This window comes from Corynebacterium sp. ACRPS, assembly GCF_022346005.1.
Taxonomy (GTDB): Bacteria; Actinomycetota; Actinomycetes; order Mycobacteriales; family Mycobacteriaceae; genus Corynebacterium.
The window spans coordinates 1-17,846 of sequence record NZ_JAKRMY010000025.1 but is presented as its reverse complement, the minus strand read 5'-3'; the positions used below and the strand labels follow the sequence as shown (position 1 = coordinate 17,846).

Sequence of the window (17,846 nt, the reverse complement as noted above, 5' to 3'; positions counted from 1 at the left end):
GGGCTGTGGGGCAGGCGGGGATTGATGACGGTGCCGGAACCAACCTCAGCGCTGAGGTAGCCCTCGGCGGTGAGCTGCTCATACGCAGTAACGACGCTGCCGCGGGAGACGCCGAGCTGGGTGGCCAGCGCGCGGGTGGAGGGGACGGGTTCGCCGGGCAGCAGGGCGCCGGAGGTGACATCGGCGCGCACGGCGGCGGCGATTTGGACCGGCAGGGCGCGCGTATCGGCGGGGTCGAGGCGCAGGGGCATAAGAACAGTATAAGTGGTACAACCCAACACGCGGGAAATGGTTCTTTACTTGTACCACTTGGGCAGGGCAGTATAGAGCGCATGACCGAAAACATTGCGACCACGCGCGTGAAACGTGGACTAGCTGACATGCTCAAGGGCGGCGTCATTATGGACGTCGTGACCCCGGAACAGGCGCGCATCGCCGAGGATGCGGGCGCGAGCGCCGTCATGGCACTTGAGCGCGTGCCTGCCGATATCCGCGCCCAGGGCGGCGTGGCCCGCATGTCCGATCCGGAGCTTATCGAGGGCATCGTCGACGCCGTATCCATCCCCGTGATGGCGAAGGCGCGCATTGGTCACTTCGTCGAGGCGCAGATTCTGGGCGAGCTCGGCGTGGATTTCATCGACGAGTCCGAGGTGCTCAGCCCCGCCGATTACGTCAACCACATCAATAAGTGGGACTTCGATGTGCCATTCGTGTGCGGTGCGACCAACCTGGGCGAGGCCCTGCGCCGCATTACCGAGGGCGCGGCCATGATTCGCTCCAAGGGCGAGGCCGGCACCGGCGATGTCTCCGAGGCCGTCAAGCATCTGCGCACCATTCGCGCGGAAATCGCCCGCCTGCAGCACCTCGACCGCGACGAGCTGTACGTCGCCGCCAAGGAACTCCAGGCGCCGTACGACCTGGTTGCGGAGGTTGCGGAGACCGGTAAGCTGCCGGTCGTCCTCTTCGTTGCCGGTGGCGTGGCCACGCCTGCCGATGCCGCCCTCGTCCGCCAGATGGGTGCCGAAGGCGTCTTCGTGGGCTCCGGCATCTTCAAATCCGGTAACCCATCGGCGCGCGCGGAGGCCATCGTGAAGGCCGCCACGCTTTACGATGACCCCGCCGAGCTCGCCAAGCTCTCCCGCGGCCTGGGCGAGGCCATGGTCGGCATCAATGTCGGCGATGTGCCGGCACCGCACCGCCTAGCCGAGCGCGGCTGGTAATCGCGTGGTCATGCCACAAGAAGCTAGCGCCACGATCGGGGTGCTCGCGCTGCAGGGCGGCGTGGAAGAGCACCTGCGCATCCTTGAAGGCCTGGGGGCGGACACGCGCCGGGTGCGCGTGCCGCACGACCTCGAGGGGCTGGATGGGCTGGTGATCCCGGGCGGGGAGTCGAGTGTCATCGACAAGCTCGCCCGCACCTTCGGCGTGGCCGATCCACTGCGGGCGGCTGTAGCCGCAGGCCTTCCCGTGCTCGCCACCTGCGCCGGGCTGATTTATTGCGCCCGCGAGCTGGATAACCCCTCGCCGGGCCAGCAGACCCTGGGGCTGCTCGATATCACCGTGCGGCGCAATGCCTTTGGCAACCAGCGCTTTTCCGCCGAGCGCACCGTGCCGGTCGCGGTCGGGGAAGAAACGCTGCCCATCGAGGCCAGCTTTATCCGCGCCCCGCTGGTCACCCGTGTGGGCGAGGGCGTGGAGGTCATCGCGACCGTGCCGCACGACGGCGCGGAGGAGGCGGTCGTGGGCGTGCGCCACGGCACCGTCACCGCTTTGAGCTTTCACCCGGAAGAAAACGATGAGGCGCGCGTGCATGCCGCCTGGCTGGCCAGTATCCGCTAGGTGCCGGATAGGCCGCGGCGCTTGAGCAGCGGCGCGACGTCCTTATCGCGGCCGCGGAAGTCGCGGTAGGCCGCGCCGAAATCGCGGGAGGCGCCGCGGGAGAGGATGAGGTCCCGGAACTTTTGTCCTGCGGCGCGCAGATCGCTTTGCTCCTTGAACCACTCAAAACCATCGGCATCGAGCGCCTCCGCCCACAGGTAGGAATAGTAGCCCGCGGAGTAGCCACCGGCGAAGATGTGGTTGAAGTACGTCGAGCGATAGCGCGGGGCGATGTGCGGGTTATCCAGGCCCACCGCGCGCAGGGCCTCCTCCTCGAATGAGTCCACCGCCTCCGAGGTAGCATCCAGCGCTGCGGCATCCTTGGCGCTGAGCGAATGCCACGCCAAGTCGATAATGGAGGCCGCCAAGTACTCCGAGGTGGCAAAGCCCTGGCCAAATTCGGAGGCGGCGGTTACGGCATCGAGCAGCTCATCGGAGATCGGATCGCCGGTATCGACGTGGCGCGCGTACTGCTTGACCAGCGATTTATCCAGCGCCCAGTTCTCATTGATCTGCGAGGGGAATTCCACCCAGTCGCGCGGGACGTTGGTGCCGGCGAAGGTGGGGTAGTGGACATCGGAAAGCAGCCCATGCAAGGCATGGCCGAATTCGTGGAAGAGGGTGTGCACCTCGTCCAGGCTCAGCAGGGGCTGGGAACCATCGGCGGGCTTGGTAATGCCCAGCACGTTGACGATGACCGGCTTGCGCTCCAGCAGGCCCGATTGGCCCACGAACTGGCTCATCCACGCGCCACCGCGCTTGGTGGGGCGACCGAAGTAATCCGTGAGCAGCAGGCCGATTCCCTTATCTCCGTGCTCGCCCTGTTCTTTGTGTTCGACATCCTTGTCGAACACCTCCCACACGCGCACGCCCTCGGCATAGCCCTCCAGGTCCTCGCGCGGGATAACGGTAATGCCGTACAGGCGCTCGGCGGCGGCGAATACGCCCTGGGTAAGGACGTTGTCTAGGGGGAAGTACTGGCGCAGCTCTTCCTCGTCGAGCGAGAAGTCGCGGGCGCGGACCTTGGATTCCCAGTAGGGCCAGTCGGCGGCGTGGAAGTCTTGCTCGTTGAGCGTGGCTTCCTCGGCTAATAGCTTGTGTTCGCCGGCGGCATTGGCCGCGGCCGCGGGGGCGAGGTCTGCGAGCATGTCGCGCGCGGCATCGGCGCTGCCAGCGGTTTCTTCCGCGATGACGTAATCGGCGTGGGAGGCATAGCCCAGCAGCTCGGCGCGTTCGGCGCGCAGCTGGACGGCCTCGATAAGCCCTGGAATGTTGTTCTCGGAGCCCCTGCTTGCCGATGCCGCATAGAGCTTTCTGCGCGCCCCCTCCTGCGCCAGCCGGGACTGCTCCGATTGTACGGTGGGCAGCTCGAGCGGGATGACATAGCCTTCGCGGCCTAGGGCCTTGGCATCCGCCTTGGCTGAGGCGATGCGCTCCGGCGGCAGCCCCTCGAGCTCTTCCTCCGTGAACTCGACGGCGCGCTCGCGCGTGGAGGCCATGAGATTGCGGCCGAATTCCTCCGAGAGGGCGGAGAGGCGCTGGTTGATATCGGAGAGGCGGGCCTTGCCGGCGGCATCGAGATCCGCTCCCTGGCGCGCAAAGGTGCGCAGCAGGTGTTCGTGCAGGCGCGCGCCCTCCTCATCGCCGGCGGGTGGGGTGGCGTCCTTGATGCGCTGGTAGAGCTTTTCGTCCTGGTACATCGCATCGTAATGGGCGGACAGGCGCGGATAGATATCGGCGGCGATTACTTCCATCTCATCGGTGACGTCCGTGCCAGAAAGGTTGCCAAAGACCGCCATGACGCGGTCGAGGTCCTGGCCGGATCGCTCGAGGGCCTCCACGGTGTTTTCCCACGTGGGGACGGCGGTGTTTTCGGTAATGGCGGCAAGCTCGGCGTCGTGGCGCGCGAGCGCTTCGTCGAAGGCGGGGCGGTAGTGCTCGACCTTAATCTCCGCAAACGGCGGGAGTTGGTAGGGCAACGATGAAGGGTGGAGTAATGGATTAGTCATAAATGACCAATGTACCCATTAACTCCACCCTGTGTGATGGTATTCACTAAGATTGCTAGCCCACGGGAACGAGCTCCGCGTCTTCATCCTGCTTCTTTGGCGCGGTGGTCTTGCGCTTTCCGGTATTCATCAAGATGATGTCTAGTACGAGGAATGCGGCAAGGGTAATGCCCAAAAGTGGCATAAATACACCGATGGTGGCGGCAAAGAGCGCTCCTAGGCCGGTGGTGGCCCAGGAGAAGTGCCGCTTGGAGCCAGGTGCAAATTGCGGCCGACGCTTCCACCACATGTAGTAGCCCAGCACCACCATGGCGGCGATGGCGAGGCCGAGTGCGAAGAGGGCAATCTGCAGCGGCAGGCCAAACATGATGCCCATGTGCAGGTAGATGCCCCAGTTGCTGAGCTTGCTAAACAGCGGCAGCTCAGAGAATGGAAGGCGGTCGATGACCTCGCCGGTGGAACCGTCGACGGAGACCTCGTCGGAGGTATAGCGCCACTCGACCCAGCGCTCGCTGACCTTCCACCCCGAGTCGGTGTCTTCCGGCGCGTACAGGCGCAGCGGGCCGGTTAGGCCTTCCGCGCGGCCGGTGGCATAGACGCGCTCGGCCTGCTCGGCGATGACCGCCGGCTCCAGTGCCTCGCCCGCAGCTTCCGCATCCCCACCGTGAGCGCCGTGGGCGCCGTGGCCTTCGTGCCCGGCGTGGGCATCGTGTGCGGCATCGGCGGAGGAATCGGTGGTAAGCGCGGTTTCTACCGGCGTGGCCTTCCAGTTCATTTTCTCCACCACGGAATTGACGTTCCCGCCGGCCAGCTGGGACCAGGTGATGCCGGTGGCAGACAGGCCAATGAGCCCGATGAAAATCCAAGCGCCCATCGTGGAGTGCAGGCGGGTGGCCTTCCAGCGTTTGGAGCGCTGCGGCTGGTTCTTTAGCGGCGCGGCAGCCTTCTTAGGCCGGCGGCGAATCCACCACATGTAAAGGCCGCCGCAGGCCAGGACCCACAGCCAGGAGGCGGCTAGCTCGGAATAGAGCTCGCCCGGCTGGCCCAGGTGGAAGCTTTCATGCAGCGAGGAGATCCAGCGGCGCAGCGGCATTTCGCCCAGGCCAGAATAGGTGGGGTAGTCACCAATGACCTCGCCATCGGCCGGATTAATAAACACGGTGCGCTGCAGGCTCTCGTCGATGCCCGGATCCGCCACCAGCACGCGCGTGGAGTCCTTCGCCGATTCTGCCGGCCACACCTGGGAGACCGGCATTTCCGGGTGCTCCTTTTGGGCAGCGCTGATTTGGTCCTCCAGGCTTACCGGGTTATTTACTTCCTCGACGGTCATGACGTCGCGGTAAGCAAAATTTTCCAGGGTGGGCGCCAGTGCGTAGAGGCAGCCGGTCAATGCCGCGATCAGGATAAAGGGGCCGACGAACATGCCGCCGTAGAAGTGTATGCGTTGGATGAAGGAACGCAGAGCCGTCCGACTCATAAAATAGTTCTCTTTCGTGCTTAGTGGTCAGTTGCATGGGTGCTGATATCAACTGCACTAATAGTCGGAACTTAGGCAACCCTGGTTCCCGGAAGGTGAAAAATTTTTTCAGTTGTGTGAAAACGAGGGGGGCGAAAACGACGACACCGCGCGCCCTGCAAAGGGAACGCGCGGTGAAATCTAGCTGGTGAAGAAAGCTCTTACTTCTTCAGGCCGTCGATGATCTCGTTGAACTGTGCGACGGGGCGCATGACAGCGGAGGTCTTCTCGTCGTTGGGCCAGTAGTAGCCGCCGAGGTCGGCGGGCTCACCCTGGGCATCGATAAGAGCCTGGGAGATTTCATCGGCCTTGCCAGAAAGCTCGGAGGCGACGTCCTTGAAGGCGGCCGCGAGATCGGCATCCTCGGTCTGGTTAGCCAGCTCCTCGGCCCAGAAGGTGGCCAGGAAGAAGTGGGAACCGCGGTTGTCGTTCTCGCCCACCTTGCGGGATGGGGACTTGCCCTCATTGAGCAAGCGCTCGGTGGCCTTGTCCAGGGTGGTGGCCAGCACGCCGGCCTTTTCGTTGCCGTTGGTCTGGTTCTCGTGGCGGAAGGACTCGGCCAGCGCCAGGAACTCACCGAGGGAATCCCAGCGCAGGTGGTTTTCTTCCTGCACCTGCTGGACGTGCTTCGGGGCGGAGCCGCCGGCACCGGTCTCGAAGAGGCCGCCGCCTGCCATCAGTGGAACCACGGACAGCATCTTTGCGGAGGTGCCCAGCTCGAGGATGGGGAAGAGGTCCGTGTTGTAGTCACGCAGCACGTTACCGGTCACGGAGATGGTGTCCTCGCCGCGGCGGATGCGCTCGATGGAGGTCTTGGTAGCGGTGACCGGATCCTGGCTCTCGATGTCCAAGCCCTCGGTGTCGTGGTCGTTCAGGTACTTTTCCACCAGGGACTGGATATTGCGGTCGTGGCCGCGCTCTGGGTCGAGCCAGAAGATGGTCTTCATGCCGGACAGGCGGGCGCGGTTAACGGCGAGCTTGACCCAATCCTGGATCGGCTCGTCCTTGGTCTGGCAGGCGCGCCAGATATCGCCGGCCTCGACGTCGTGCTCGATGAGCACCTCGCCCTTGGAATTGCGGACCTCAACGGTGCCGGCAGCGGGCACCTTGAAGGTCTTGTTGTGGGAGCCGTACTCCTCGGCCTTCTTGGCCATCAGGCCGACGTTCGGAACGGTACCCATGGTGGTGGGGTCGAAGGCGCCGTTTTCCTTGCAGTCCTCGATGACGGCCTGGTACACGCCGGCGTAGGAGGAATCCGGGATGACGGCGAGGGTGTCTTGCTCCTCGTCGTTCTTATTCCACATGTGGCCGGAGGTGCGGATCATTGCCGGCATGGAGGCGTCAATAATGACATCGGAAGGCACGTGCAGGTTGGTGATGCCCTTGTGGGAATTGACCATGGCGAGATCGGGGCCATCGGCAAGCGCGGATTCGAAGGCCGCCTTGATCTCCTCGCCATTGTCGAGCTTGTCCAGGCCCTCCAGGATGGAGCCCAAGCCGTTCTCGCCGTTGAGGCCGGCGGAGATGAGCTCGTCGCCGTACTTATCAAAGACATCGGCGAAGTAGGTGCGCACGACGTGGCCGAAGAGGATGGGGTCAGAGACCTTCATCATGGTGGCCTTCAGGTGGGTGGAGAAGAGCACGCCCTCTTCCTTGGCGCGCTTGACCTGCTGGAGCAGGAACTCATCGAGGGCCTTGGCGGACATGAAGGTGCCGTCGATGACCTCGTCCTTAAGTACCGGCAGCTCCGGCAGCAGGGTCTGTTCGCCGTCGGCAGTCTTCAACACGATGGACAGGGTATCTTCCTCAGGGATGATGACGGACTTCTCATTGTGGCGGAAGTCGTTATCGTCCATGGTGGCGACGTTGGTCTTGGAATCCTTGGACCATTCACCCATGCGGTGCGGGTGCTTCTTAACAAAATTCTTCACGGCCTCCGGCGCGCGGCGGTCGGAGTTGCCCTCACGCAGGACGGGGTTAACGGCGGAGCCTTTGACGGAATCGTAGCGGGCCGCGATGTCCTTTTCCTCGTCGGTGGAAGGGTTATCCGGGTAATCAGGCAGATCGTAGCCGGCGGCCTGCAGCTCGGCGATAGCCTTCTTCAGCTGCACCAGGGAAGCCGAGATATTCGGCAGCTTGATGATATTAGCCTCTGGGGTCTTGGCCATCTTGCCCAGCTCAGCCAGGGCGTCTTCCACCTTCTGCTCCTCGGTGAGGCGCTCCGGGAACTGCGCGGCGATGCGGGCAGCCAGGGAAATATCGCGGGTTTCTACGTCAATGCCCGCGGTGGAAGCGAAGGCCTCCACGATGGGCTTGAGGGAGTAGGTCGCCAGAAGCGGCGCCTCATCGGTACGGGTCCACGTAATCTTAGCCATGATTCTCCTATTAAATGTGGGAAAATTTCTTCAGATGACCAGATTACCGATTTTGTCCGCTCCATGTGGAGCGCTCGGTACATTCTGGGGCTGGGTGGCATCGGTCACGGGGCCATGCGCTGGGTAAATCTCTTCACCTGCCCACGCCCTGAACATGCTTTATGCCCAGGTGGGGTGTATCGTCGCCCCTCGTGAAAATTATCGATCAGTTAAGCCCGCGCAGCGCCCACGAACACCGTATTCACCGTCGGCCTTTGCCCCGCCAGACGGAGATTTCTACCGAGCGCCGCACCATCGTCATGGTGGCGATGGCCCTTGGCGCGTTTGCTATCGGTACTACCGAGTTCGTCTCGATGGGCCTGCTGCCGCTGATCGCGGAGGACTTCGGGGTTTCTGAAGATACCGCCTCCACGCTGATTACTACCTACGCGCTCGGCGTGGTGGTCGGCGCGCCGCTGATTGCGGCGTTTACCGGCAAGCTCCCGCGCCGCCGCCTCATCCTCTTGCTCATCGGCTTTTTGGTGGTGGGCAACCTGCTCTCGGTCCTCGCGCCGAATTACTGGGTGCTCATGGTGGCACGCTTCATCGCCGGCATGCCTCACGGCGCGTACTTCTCCGTGGCTAACCTGTCTGCGGCGTCAATGGCCCCTCCCGGCGGGCGCGGCAAGGCTATGGCGTTTGTGGGCATGGGCCTTGCCATCGCCACGGTCATCGGCGTGCCCGCGGCACAGGCTTTGGGGTCCGCGCTGGGTTGGCACGCGGCCTACCTGGTGGTTGTGGTCATCGGCCTTATTACCGCCGTGGCCCTGTTCTTTCTCATGCCGCACATGACGGAGATGAAACAAACGGATATCCGCACCGAGTTCGGCGCCTTTAAAAACAGCCAGGTGTGGCTCACCGTCATCATGGGCGTGGTGGGTTTCGGCGGCATGTTCTCCGTCTATACCTATATCTCCTGGACCATGACCGAGGTCGCGGGCCTGAGCGATAGCCTGATTTGGGTCGTGCTCATGGCCTACGGCATTGGCATGACGATAGGCAATGCCTTTGGCGGCTGGTTGGCGGACCGCAACCTCGAATTCGGCATCATTTTCGCCTTGGCCAGCCTGATCATCATCCTCACGACCTTCTACTTCCTTTCCAGCCACGCCATCCCGGCCACCATTTGCTTTGGCATGGTGGCGTTTATGGGCTCCACGCTGGTTCCCTCCCTGCAGCTGCGCTTGGTCCACGTGGCGGGCGATGCCCAAACCTTATCCGCAGCGCTCAACCAGTCCGCGCTCAATATCGCGAACGCGGCCGGTGCGACCATCGGCGGCATCGTCGTCGGCGCGGGCTTGGGTTACTCTGCTCCGGCGCTGGCGGGCGCCGGCTTGGCGGCCGCGGGTTGCGTTGTGTGGGCGATAACAATGTGGGATAAAAAACGCCTTGCCAATCGCGGCTAGAACTACCACCGCACACGCCTATATTCTGGAGCACCATGAGCCTTACCATCGCTAGCGTCAACGTCAACGGAATCCGCGCCGCGTGCAAGCAGCGCAATGAGAATAACCCCGGCATGAATGCCTGGTTGGAACAGACCCCGGCCGATATCGTGCTGATGCAAGAGGTCCGCGCCACCCCGGACCAAGCCAGAAAGGCCCTGGCACCAGCCCTGGAGGCGGGCTGGCACTTGGAGCTTGCCGATGCCGCCGCTAAGGGCCGCGCCGGAGTAGGCATCCTCTCTCGCACGCCGCTTGCCGATGTCGATATCGGTTTCGGTTCCTTCACCGACGCCGGCCGCTGGATTGCCGCTACCACCCGCGATATCCGCGTGGCCTCGCTGTATCTGCCCTCCGGCGATACCGATTCGCCGAAGCTGGATGAAAAGTACCGCTTCTTGGATGAATTCGATGCCGTGCTGGCAGAAAACGCCGATAAGGACATGGTCATCGGCGGCGACTGGAATATCTGCCACCGCGCCCAAGACTTGAAGAATAATAAGGCCAACGAGAAGAAGGCCGGCCACCTGCCGGAAGAGCGTGCCTTTATGGATCATGTTTTCGGCAGCTTCCCGGATGAGGCGCCGCAGGAGAAAAAGAACCTGGGTGAGTGGCTCGGCGTCGTGGACTACGCGGGCACCACGCCGTGGGAGCCGGCCACCGCGCCGCAGTGGTTCGACGTGGCGCGCCGGCTCCACCCAGAGGCCGATGGACCCTATACCTGGTGGACCTACCGCGGTCAGGCCTTCAATAACGATGCGGGCTGGCGCATCGACTACCAAGCCGCAACTCAGCCGCTACTCGATCGCGCGCGGCGCACCTGGGTGGATAAGGCCCCGACCGTAGAGCAGCGCTGGTCCGATCACTCGCCGCTCCTGGTGGAATACGCCTGATGTCGCCGCTATTTAGCGTCCTGTACGTCATTGGTATTACCGCCGAGTCCATGACCGCTGCGCTATCGGCCGGACGGCAGAAGCTCGATCTCTTCGGCGTGACGATGATCGCCTCCATCACGGCGCTAGGCGGCGGCACCGTCCGCGATATCGTGCTCGCGGATCCGCCGCTGACCTGGGTGGAGCACCCCGTCTATCTGGTCATCGTCATCGCCGCCGCCATCGTCACGGTGGGCATGTCCTTCCTCATGCACTATTTCCGCCACCTCTTCCTCATCCTCGATGCCTTGGGGCTGGCGGTCTTTTCCGTGCTGGGCACCCAGATTGCCGCGCACTTGGGCTACGGCTTCATCATCGCCTCGGTATCCGCGGTCATCTCCGGCGTCTTCGGCGGCGTGTTGCGTGATCTGCTCTCAGACCGCATTCCGCTGGTATTTTCTGGCGAATTTTATGCGGCGATCTCGATCCTCGCGGCCGGACTCTACATGATTCTCCTACGCGCCGGGCTATCGGAGGAACCCACGGCGATCATTACCGCCTTGGTCTGCTTCGCTGCGCGCCTTGCGGCTATCTACTTCAAGACGGGCCTGCCCGTCTTTGAATACCGCGATGGTGAGCAACAGATGGATCCGCGCCTGCGGCTATCGGCGCGCATCGTGCGCGATGGCGCCCGCCGTGCAAAGCGGAAGGCGGGCGCGGCCACCCGCTACGCCAGCCCGATTACCCGGCCGCTGGGCCGCAGCAAGCGCAACGCAAGCGATTTTTCCTCCCCGCTCAGCCTCGAGGAGCTAAATAGCAACCGGATTGCACGGCCGACCGCCCGCTCATCCATTACCCGCCCCAGCGGCAAGCACTCACCTGGGGCGAGGGGAGTGGATGCGCAGCAGCAATGGACCTTCAACAAGGAGGATGTGGGCAGGCAAAGGACCCCCAAGCACAAGCAGTAGTGCTAGTATAAACACGTTAAAAATTTCGAAATCTGCAACGGAGAAAGTTCATGGCTCGCGCAATTATTCCTTTTGTCCTTGGCGCCGTAATCCTCGCCTTGAGCATCTGGTGGTGGACTACTGTCGGACCGTCCTTCGCCTTCCTTGGCCCCATCGTTCTCATGGGTGTCGGCGGTGCCTTCATGGTGACCGGTTTCGCCATCTTCATGGACATCGTCAGCCCCACCTCCCGCAAGGTCTAAGGGGAAAGGTCTGAGATGAAAGCTATCGATCTACTCACGGACATGGCGCAGCGCCCGCTCGATGCGCTCTCCGCATTGCCGGAGCTGAGCAACGAGACCGCCAATGCGCACTTTGGTGATCACCCGAATTCGATCACGTGGCTGCTATGGCACACCGGCCGCATGGCGGACCTGCAGCTTGCGCAACTAACCGGGGAAGAAGAGCTGTGGCAGCGCTACGACCTCGATCTGCCGGATGCCATGGGCTATGGCCAATCGGCGGAGGAAGCGCGTGCGGTGACCACGCAGGACATTGGCAAGCTCCGCAGCTATACCCAGGAAGCATTGGAACAGGTCAAGGCGTATGTGTCCTCGCTGGAGGATGACAACCTCGATGACGTGATCGACACCTCGTGGACGCCGCACGTTACCCGCGGTGTCCGGCTGGTCTCGATTTTTGATGATGCCGCGCAGCATCTTGGGGCGGCCAATCAACAAGCAAAAATGACGGAGTAACATTACCTGACATGACTGATTCCACTGCATCTAATTCCGCATCCCGCGTACTTTCCGGCATTCAGCCCACCGCTGATTCCTATCACTTGGGAAATTACTTGGGAGCGCTCAAGCAGTGGATCGACCTGCAGGAAGGCTACGATGCCTTTTACTTCATCCCGGATCTGCACGCGATTACCGTGGAGCAGAATCCGGAGGAGCTGCGCAACCGCACCATGGCCGGTGCGGCGCAGCTCATTGCGCTGGGCATCGACCCGGAGAAATCCACCCTCTTCGTCCAGTCCCATGTGCCCGCCCATGCGGAGCTGACCTGGGTATTCCAGTGCCTGACCGGCTTCGGTGAGGCCTCCCGCATGACGCAGTTCAAGGATAAATCCGCCAAGCGCGGCGCCGATCGCACTTCGGTGGGCCTTTTTACCTACCCCATCCTGATGGCCGCCGATATCCTGCTGTATTCGCCGGATTACGTGCCAGTGGGCGAGGACCAGCGCCAGCACTTGGAGCTCACCCGCAATCTGGCTGAGCGCTTCAACAATAAATACGGCGAGACCTTCCACGTGCCGGAGCCGTTCATTCCAGAGGGCGCGGCGAAGATCTATGACCTGCAGGACCCGACGTCCAAGATGTCTAAGTCCGGCCCCAACCCCAAGGGCTTGGTCAACCTGCTCGACGCCCCGAAGACCTCTGCCAAGCGCATTAAGTCCGCCGTGACCGATGACCTGGGCTCGGTCGCCTTCGACCGGGAAAACCAGCCGGGCGTATCGAACCTGCTGGTCATCCAGTCCGCGCTGACCGGCGAGTCCATCGACTCCTTGGTGGAAAAGTACGCCGGCAAGGGCTACGGGCACCTGAAGGTGGATACCGCGGAGGCGCTCGAGGCCTTTACCACCCCGCTCAAGCAGCGCTATGACGAGCTCATGGCGGATCGCGGCGAGCTGGAGCGCATCTTGGAGCGCGGCGCCCAGACCGCACAGGAAGTAGCGCAGCCGCTTGTCGATGCCGTCTATGAAAAAGTCGGCTTCCTTCCTCGCCCGCGCAGGTAGTAGGTACCCCTTAACCCACCCCACCGAGGGACAAGTGGGTGTTTGCCAGCTACGCTATACGGGATAAGCGCTGTGCGAACAAGAAGGGAAGCACGTGTCCACCACCACGCAATCCTCCTCTAAGAAGACGGACCACTACGGCATCGAGCGTGCGAACGCCGATGATCCGGGAGCGATAGATAAGGTACGGCGTAAATCGCCCTTTGTTGACCACCTCATGCGCATGCAGGAGCGCTATGCCGCAGAAGGCGGCAACCAGTTTTCTGCTGGCATTACCTATTACTCGGTCCTGTCCATCTTCCCGTTGGCGATGCTGCTGGTGGCCACCATCGCCGCTGTCCTTGCTAACCGTGAGGACCTGCTCAATGACTTGCAGTCCTATATCACCGACTCCATTGACGGGAACCTCAGCGAGTCGGTCAATGAGATTTTGGATACGGCCATCGACCAGCGCGGCGCCATGTTCGGTATTGGTGGTTTGACTACTCTGTGGTCCGGACTGGGGTGGATGAACCACCTGCGCATCGGCATTTCTGCCATGTGGGGCATCGATGCCAATGACGGCGGCTCCTTCCTGAAAAAGAAGTTCTCTGACCTTCTGGGGCTTATCGGCCTGATCATTGCCTTTGTCGTCGCCTTCGGCGTGACCGCGGCGGGTTCCTCCGGCCTTACGCAGAAGATATTTGACCTCTTAGGTATCGATTCTTTCCCCGGCATGGGTTATGTCTTCTTCTTCAGTGGCTTGTTGCTGGGACTTATCGCCAACTTCATCGTCATGTGGTGGCTGATTATGATCCTGCCGCGCACGAAGGTGCCTAAGAAGTCCGGCTTTATCGGCGCTGCCATTGGTGCGGTGGCATTCGAGGCCATTAAGCAGCTGTCCACGGTGATTATGTCCTCTGCCACCGGCAGCCCGGCCGGTGCGGTCTTTGGCCCGGTCATCGTCCTGATGATTGTCATGTACCTGGTGTGGCGCGTGGTGCTGTATATCTCCGCATGGACTGCGACGACCGCAGAATCCCTGAAGTATGCGCACCCGCCGGTTCCAGAACCCGCCGTTATTCGCGTGCGCAATGAGGTGCGCGAGGGCGCACCGGCCGGCGCGGTCTTCGGCGTGGGTGCCGCTTTGGGCGCTGCGGCCGTGGGCGTGGCGAAGCTTTTCCGCCGGAAATAAAAATCCTCCCTACGGGGGAGGAGTGCGCCGAGCTATACCTTTAAGATAGGACACTATGAACGCCGATGATATTGCCCCAGACTTCTACGAAAAGTGGGACCTCGACCGCAATGGTGGCGAGGATGAGCTTTCCGTTTTATTGGAAGCAAAAGACATCAAGCTCGGGCAGCAGGGATATAACCAGGATGAGCCGCGGCGCGTCCAGCTGCGCATAGCGGCCAGCATCCTGGGTTCGGCGAAGAAGAGGGCCGAATACGATGAAGCATTGCGCACTGGTCTCCGCCCGACGTGGGGCGAGCTCGGCACGCTGAGCTCGGTGGGGCAGTGGTCGCCGGCGCCGCGCCCGCAACCGAGCTTCCACGATCAACCGCAGGGCCCGGCGCAGGTGCCGGGTTTTGCCCAGCCTAGCCCGTATGCCTCCCCGTACGCGCGCGATCCATTCGCCCAGCATGCCTCGCCGCAGCAGCAGATGGTGCCATCGCCCGCTGCCGCGCCGGCGCCAGTCCAGCACCAAGCGCAGAAACGGCCGTCCCAGGAAACGCGCATCGGCATGGGCATCTTGGACTTTTTCTTGGCCGGCGGCATCAGCAGCGCGGTTGGCGCGGGCGTCGACGAGCTCGCGGATGTGGAAGCGTTGTCCTTTGTTGTTGCCTGCATCGTGATGGTGGTTTACGTCCTGGGCAGCGAGGTATGGATGGGCGCTAGCCCGGCAAAGATTCTTGCCGGCTATACCGTGCGGGACGTGGATACGAAGGAAAAGCTCAGCCTTAGCCAGTCCGCCAAGCGCCAGTGGTGGCGCCTTATCAACGTGATCCCTGGCATTGGGCAATTGGTGGGCATGCTGGGCGCGGTGGTGCACGCGACCACCATCAACGAGGAAAACAACCTGCGCGGTTCCCACGACGATCTCGCAAACGCCGAAGTGGTTAAGAGGAAGCCGCGCAAGTAGAACGCCGCATGGCGCAACTTCGGGCAGATACCTACGATGGTGCGCATGCACGATGCACCATTAATTAGCCCCGAAAATAAGGATTCCGCCGAGAGCGTGGTGGAACAACTTCCAAAGGTATCCCTGTGGGAACCGGTCCGCTCGCAGGCCAGCACCGCGGAGGAATTGAACGCGGATATCCGCGAGCAGTGCGCCCAGCTTGCCGATGACCACCTGGTCTACGCCGAGCTGCAGCTCAACCCTGCGGCTTACTCTTTCGATACGTCCGCAGTCGTACGCGAGGTGGCCGCGGAACGATTCGGAGATCTCGAGGTACGGTTTGTCCTCGAGGCGGCAGAGCCGGCGGCTAATGCCGAGGACTCTGCGGGCATTGCTGGCTACACCCTGCCGGAGGGGAATGCTGCCGCCGCGGCGGAGTTCCGCACGAAGTACCTGCCTACCCAGATCGCGGTGGGCGAGGATTTCGCCGCTACCGAAAGCGCCGCCCAGGCCGGCGTGAACCGTTTGCTGCGACCGGTGAATATGATTGATGATTTCACCGCCGATGTCGATGGAATCCGCCCAGGCAAGGCCTCCGGATGGATCCGTGACCGACACATTCCACTGGTATTTTCGCCCGTGGACGATGTTGAGGAACTCACTGATCACCCGCTGCCGCTGTTACAGCAGCTTGGTTTTACCTGCTCGGTCTCCTCCGGAGATTCCACGCTGAGCAGGCAGTTTCTCGCCTTGAGCGAGACCTTTGGGTACGGACTGGAGGAGTTTTTCGATCTTACCGTGAAGGCGATTGAGAATATTTTCGACACCGAAGAAACAAGGCAGCGTATCCTTGAGACCGTTGTCCTTCCGGCCTACGAGGACCTCTCCGATCCGGAACTTGCCGGCCCCGATACTGAGGAGTCGCTCCAAGATTCCGGGTTCTCAATGAACCTGAATGACAACGCTTCCGAAGAGTAATAGATAGTTAATCTACATAAAGGAGGAAGACATGCCTTCCGCACTATTCGTTGTTACCGCCGCTGATAAGTGGACGCTTGCTGATGGCAGCGCCCGCCCTACCGGTTACTGGGCCGAGGAGCTCATCGCTCCGCACCGCGTGTTTAAGAACGCTGGTTGGGATATCGACTTTGCTACGCCGAACGCAAAGGCACCAGTAGTAGACGAGTACAGCCTCGAGGTATTGTCTGAGGGCGACCGCGCCGAGCAGGAGAACTACCTCGCAGAAATCGGCCCGGACCTGGAAGACCCACTGAACCTGGCCGATGTTAAGGAAGCCGACTACGACCTCGTCTTTTACCCCGGCGGCCACGGCCCGATGGAGGACTTGGCTTATGACCAGGACTCTGCCAAGCTGCTGCAGGAGCGCATCGACTCCGGTCGCGCGCTATCCCTGGTCTGCCACGCACCGGCTGCATTGCTCGCGCTGGACAATGACAACTGGCCACTCAAGGGCTACACCATGACCGGCTTTACCAACGCCGAAGAGGGCGAGGAGACCATCGCCGCTGCCAAGTGGGTTGTTGAGACCCGCCTGCGCGAGCTCGGCGCTGATTTCAAGCAGACCGATCCGATGCAGCCTTATGTCGAGGTTGACCGCAACCTCTACACGGGCCAGAACCCAGCATCCTCTGAGCCTTTGGCACAGCGCATCCTGCGCGACTTTTAATGCGGGCGCTGAAAGCTCTCGCTGCAGGTAGTGCGGTAGTAGGGGCGGCGGCATATATAAAGAGCCGCCGTCCTTATCTACGCAGCGTTGCTCCTGAGCTTCGCAGCCCATTACTGTACCTGCCGCTGCACTTGCTTTCGGGTGATCGATTCGCTCGAACGAGCAGGTTATTTGCCAATATGGACGTGGCACGTCCGAAGTGGCGTCCGGTGGACATCGACGAGCTATCTTGTTCTTTTGAAGGCCAAGCATTCCGTGCCCGCGTTATTACTCCACGCGGAGATGGAGCGCCAGCCGAGCCACGTCCCGTGGTGATGTGGATTCACGGCGGAGGTCACCTGCTCGGTGGTCCCGCGATGCATGATCCCCAAACTTCGCTCATCGCATCGGAGCTGGGGGCCATCGTCATCGCACCGCGCTATCACAAATCCACGCAGGAACCTTTTCCTGCGGATCTGGAAGAGTGTTATGCCGCTTTGCGCTGGATGCAGGAAAATGGCGAGCTTTTAGGCGCGGATACTTCGCGCATTGCGGTCGCTGGCGATAGCGCCGGCGGTGGCTTGGCCGCAGGCCTTGCCCAGCGCACGGTGGATGAAGGTCATTCCATTCGAGCGCTTGGATTGGTCTATCCAATGCTTGATCACCGCACCATTGTTAAAGAGGGTGCGGTGGGGCAGTTTATTTGTCCTCCGAATTTAAATCGCGGCGCTTGGGATATGTACTTAGGCAAGGACCATTTAGGAACCCCGCTGCCACCGTATGCATCGCCGGCGACGCGTTCGGATCACTCGGGGATGCCGCCCACGTGGATCGGCGTGGGAGACATCGACCTTTTTCATGATGAATCCGTAGCCTTTGCTACCGCACTGCAGAACGCCGGAGTCGAGACCACACTTGATGTGTATGCAGGTGCTTATCACGGCTTCGATCAGGTACGCCCGCGTGCGCCCCAGTCGCGCAGAATGCTGGCAGATCTTATCGAGCACCTCGGTTCTCACCTCTAGCCGCACTTTATGTGGCGCGAAGTGTAGGTGAAAATGCAGCAACCGCCCCAGTCTGACGCGGGCTTGTTTTAGGGACCGGTAAGGCGGTACCAGGTACCGGGGTGGCGGTAGCCGCCCGGTAGCCGGTTTTACCCCCGCTTATCGTTTGGACCGTTGACGTTGCTTGAGCTGTTT

Annotated in this window: 17 protein-coding genes; 13 read left to right on the top strand and 4 right to left on the bottom strand. The window is 61.9% G+C overall.

Annotated elements, in window-relative coordinates:
* A partial coding sequence (locus MHX65_RS11060) for a GntR family transcriptional regulator (protein WP_239270113.1) occupies window positions 1-251 on the bottom strand: 251 nt, incomplete at its 3' end.
* An 81-nt stretch (window positions 252-332) separates the two neighbouring features.
* On the opposite strand from MHX65_RS11060, the gene pdxS reads away from it, so the two are divergent.
* On the top strand, window positions 333-1,220 hold the full coding sequence (gene pdxS / locus MHX65_RS11055; RefSeq protein ID WP_126318381.1) for a pyridoxal 5'-phosphate synthase lyase subunit PdxS: 888 nt from the start codon (window positions 333-335) through the stop codon (window positions 1,218-1,220).
* A gap of 10 nt (window positions 1,221-1,230) precedes the next feature.
* Entirely contained in the window at window positions 1,231-1,839 is a 609-nt protein-coding gene (gene pdxT, locus MHX65_RS11050) for a pyridoxal 5'-phosphate synthase glutaminase subunit PdxT (protein ID WP_239270112.1), read from the top strand.
* Here pdxT and MHX65_RS11045 read toward each other — a convergent pair.
* The 3 genes from MHX65_RS11045 to MHX65_RS11035 all read right to left on the bottom strand — a co-directional run bounded on the left by MHX65_RS11045 (window position 1,836) and on the right by MHX65_RS11035 (window position 7,778).
* Window positions 1,836-3,887, bottom strand: a complete 2,052-nt coding sequence (locus MHX65_RS11045) for a M3 family metallopeptidase (RefSeq protein ID WP_239270111.1) — start codon at window positions 3,885-3,887, stop codon at window positions 1,836-1,838. The genes pdxT and MHX65_RS11045 overlap by 4 nt on opposite strands.
* 55 nt (window positions 3,888-3,942) lie before the next feature.
* Window positions 3,943-5,364, bottom strand: coding sequence for a PepSY-associated TM helix domain-containing protein (locus MHX65_RS11040; protein ID WP_239270110.1), 1,422 nt, complete (start codon window positions 5,362-5,364; stop codon window positions 3,943-3,945).
* A 200-nt stretch (window positions 5,365-5,564) separates the two neighbouring features.
* Entirely contained in the window at window positions 5,565-7,778 is a 2,214-nt protein-coding gene (locus MHX65_RS11035) for an NADP-dependent isocitrate dehydrogenase (protein ID WP_239270109.1), read from the bottom strand.
* Window positions 7,779-7,969: 191 nt separating this feature from the next.
* On the opposite strand from MHX65_RS11035, the gene MHX65_RS11030 reads away from it, so the two are divergent.
* From MHX65_RS11030 to MHX65_RS10980, 11 genes are all read left to right on the top strand, one after another.
* Window positions 7,970-9,223, top strand: coding sequence for an MFS transporter (locus tag MHX65_RS11030; protein WP_239270108.1), 1,254 nt, complete (start codon window positions 7,970-7,972; stop codon window positions 9,221-9,223).
* 35 nt (window positions 9,224-9,258) lie between these two features.
* Window positions 9,259-10,152: an exodeoxyribonuclease III gene (locus MHX65_RS11025; RefSeq protein WP_239270107.1), complete on the top strand. Its 894-nt coding sequence runs from the start codon at window positions 9,259-9,261 to the stop codon at window positions 10,150-10,152.
* Window positions 10,152-11,099 (top strand): trimeric intracellular cation channel family protein, encoded by a 948-nt coding sequence (locus MHX65_RS11020; protein ID WP_239270106.1) that lies wholly within the window; start codon window positions 10,152-10,154, stop codon window positions 11,097-11,099. The genes MHX65_RS11025 and MHX65_RS11020 overlap by 1 nt, the downstream gene beginning before the upstream one ends.
* A 50-nt stretch (window positions 11,100-11,149) precedes the next feature.
* Window positions 11,150-11,341 (top strand): hypothetical protein, encoded by a 192-nt coding sequence (locus MHX65_RS11015; protein ID WP_239270105.1) that lies wholly within the window; start codon window positions 11,150-11,152, stop codon window positions 11,339-11,341.
* Window positions 11,342-11,356: 15 nt separating this feature from the next.
* Window positions 11,357-11,836 (top strand): DinB family protein, encoded by a 480-nt coding sequence (locus MHX65_RS11010; RefSeq protein ID WP_239270104.1) that lies wholly within the window; start codon window positions 11,357-11,359, stop codon window positions 11,834-11,836.
* A gap of 11 nt (window positions 11,837-11,847) precedes the next feature.
* Window positions 11,848-12,879: a tryptophan--tRNA ligase gene (gene trpS, locus MHX65_RS11005; protein ID WP_239270103.1), complete on the top strand. Its 1,032-nt coding sequence runs from the start codon at window positions 11,848-11,850 to the stop codon at window positions 12,877-12,879.
* Between the two features lie 94 nt (window positions 12,880-12,973).
* Window positions 12,974-14,053 carry a YhjD/YihY/BrkB family envelope integrity protein gene (locus tag MHX65_RS11000; protein ID WP_239270102.1) on the top strand — a complete coding sequence of 360 codons (1,080 nt, stop codon included), beginning with the start codon at window positions 12,974-12,976 and terminating at the stop codon, window positions 14,051-14,053.
* A 55-nt stretch (window positions 14,054-14,108) separates the two neighbouring features.
* Window positions 14,109-15,002, top strand: coding sequence for an RDD family protein (locus tag MHX65_RS10995; RefSeq protein WP_239270101.1), 894 nt, complete (start codon window positions 14,109-14,111; stop codon window positions 15,000-15,002).
* Window positions 15,003-15,047: 45 nt separating this feature from the next.
* Entirely contained in the window at window positions 15,048-15,959 is a 912-nt protein-coding gene (locus MHX65_RS10990) for an adenosine deaminase (RefSeq protein WP_370657803.1), read from the top strand.
* Window positions 15,960-15,990: 31 nt separating this feature from the next.
* Window positions 15,991-16,668, top strand: a complete 678-nt coding sequence (locus MHX65_RS10985) for a type 1 glutamine amidotransferase domain-containing protein (protein WP_239270099.1) — start codon at window positions 15,991-15,993, stop codon at window positions 16,666-16,668.
* Between the two features lie 179 nt (window positions 16,669-16,847).
* Complete coding sequence (locus MHX65_RS10980; RefSeq protein WP_239270098.1) at window positions 16,848-17,672, top strand: alpha/beta hydrolase fold domain-containing protein; 825 nt, start codon at window positions 16,848-16,850, stop codon at window positions 17,670-17,672.
* Window positions 17,673-17,846: the final 174 nt, after the last annotated feature.